This is a genomic window from Ideonella azotifigens, from assembly GCF_006519715.1.
Lineage (GTDB): Bacteria > Pseudomonadota > Gammaproteobacteria > Burkholderiales > Burkholderiaceae_C > Ideonella > Ideonella azotifigens.
Genome location: NZ_VIDT01000830.1, coordinates 1 through 2,119 on the forward strand (window position 1 = coordinate 1; position 2,119 = coordinate 2,119).

At 69.6% G+C, this 2,119-nt stretch carries 2 protein-coding genes; both read left to right on the top strand.

Annotated features, from left to right (window positions below; genetic code table 11):
• Nucleotides 1-1,622 (top strand): GGDEF domain-containing protein (locus FKP22_RS28165; RefSeq protein WP_141291375.1); only part of this gene is annotated, 1,622 nt, incomplete at its 5' end.
• Nucleotides 1,619-2,119 (top strand): hypothetical protein (locus tag FKP22_RS28170; protein WP_141291377.1); only part of this gene is annotated, 501 nt, incomplete at its 3' end. The genes FKP22_RS28165 and FKP22_RS28170, both read left to right, overlap by 4 nt.

Here is a 2,119-nt window from a genome sequence, read left to right on the forward strand (position 1 = left end):
AGGCCGAGCGTGGCCTGGATGGCAACTCCTCGGTGCTGCTGCGCATCGCCTGCCTGTCCACGCATGCCGGCATCAAGGAGGAACTGGGCCGTTTCGATGAAGCGGTGCGGCTCTACCAGGACGCGATCCACCTGAGCGAACGCTCGGCGCGGTGGCGCGCCAGTTCGCTGCTGAATGCGCTGGCCTATACCTTGTTCCGCGCCGGCCAGCAGGAGCGTGCCTGGCAGATCAACGAAGATGCCAAGCAGCGTGCGATTGCCGGCAATGACTGGATGTCGCTGAACGAAGTGCTGTCGGTCGAAGGCATGCTGCTGGCGGACCAGGGCAGGAATGCCGAATCGCTGCAGACCCTGAAGCAGGCCAACGCCTACGCCCGCACCGCCGGTGCGCGACGCGACGAGGCGCTGGGCCTGGGCAACATCTCGGACTACTACCTGCGCCAGGGCGACTACAAGACCGCCTACGCCACCGCCCAGCAGGCCTTGCCGCTGGCGCGGGCCATGCGCTTCTCGCAGGCCGAGCAGCTGGCCCAGCTCAACAGCGGGCTGGCGCTGATCGCGATGCGGCGCAAGGACGAGGGCCTGCCGCTGGTGGAAGAAGCGCTGTCGCAGTACCAGCGCAGCGACGAGATCGTCTCGCTGGCCGAAACCCTGGACGACCTGGGCACCTACCTGGAGGCTGCGGGCTACCACGGCGAGGCGCTGGCCGCCTTCCGCCAGCACCGCGAGCGGGCCCAGGAGGCTTTCCAGCGCAACCAGCAGCGCGCGCTGGTCGAGCTGCAGGAAAGCTTCGACGCCGAGCGCCGCCGCCATGAACGCGAACTGCTGACCGACGACAACCAGCTGATGCAGGAAGCCCTGCGCCAAAGCGAGTTGCGCTTCCGGGAATGGGCGCTGGTCACGGCGGTCTGCGGCATGGCGGTGGTGCTGCTGCTGCTGGTCTACCTGCGCACCCGGGCCACGCAGCGCGCGCTGTCCAGCAACAACGAGCGGCTGAAGGTGCAGACCGAGCAGGACCCGCTGACAGGCCTGGCCAACCGCCGCCACCTGCAGCGCCTGGCCGCGCAGGGCGACCGGGCCAACGACGCGCGCGGCACGCTCTACCTGCTGGACCTGGACCACTTCAAGCGCATCAATGACCACTTCGGCCACGCCGCGGGCGATGCAGTGCTGATCGAGGTCGCGCGCCGGCTGAAGGCGGTGGTGCGCGAGGAAGACCTGGTGGTGCGCTGGGGTGGCGAGGAATTCATGATCCTGGTGCCCGCTGGCCAGGCCGAGCAGACCGAGCTGCTGGCCCAGCGCCTGCTGGCCGCGCTGGCTTCGCTGCCGGTGCTGGCCGGCACGTCCCACATCGCCATCACCGGCTCGATCGGCTTTGCCAGCTTCCCGCTGCAGCCGCACCAGCTGGAGGTGCCCTGGTCGGTGGCCATCGACCTGGTGGACTCGGCCATGTACATCGCCAAGACGCAGGGCCGCAACCGCGCGGTCGGCGTGCGCCGCCTGCCGGCCGATTCGCTGGAGAAGGTCGAAGCCTGGATGAAGGACCTGGAAGCCGCCTGGCGCGATGGCGTGATCTCGCTGGTCGAGTTCCACGGGCCCGAAGGCGTGGGGCAGACGCAATGAAGCCGCCATCCTTGCAGCACCTGCTGCTTGCGCTGGCTTTCGCGCTGAGCTGCGGCCTGGCGCAAGCCGTGCCCGAGGCACTGATGGCCGACGACATCAGCCCGTTGCGCAGCATGGGCGAGCAGATGGAAGCCTGGGTCCAGCGCGGCGAGGACGTGCCCGAGCAGGTGCTGGCGGAGATCGCCAGCCAGGGGCCGGCCCCGGCGGGCGTGCCCGAGGCCGTGTGGCAGCGTGCGCTGCAGCGCACGCGCGGCCTGGTGGCGGCACGCTCAGGTCTTGAGGCCGAGGTGCGCGCGGCGGTTGCCGCGCTGCAGCTGCTGAACAGCGATGGCCGCAATGCGCAGATCCAGGCTGACCAGGCGCTGGTCCAGGCCTTGTTGCAGGACTTGCTGGGCCATGCAGAGATGGGCGCTCAACAGGCGCGTTCGGCCGACGTGTACTACACCCAGGCCTGTGGCGTGCGCCTGCCGCCGGCCGACTGCGAACACCGCGCCTGG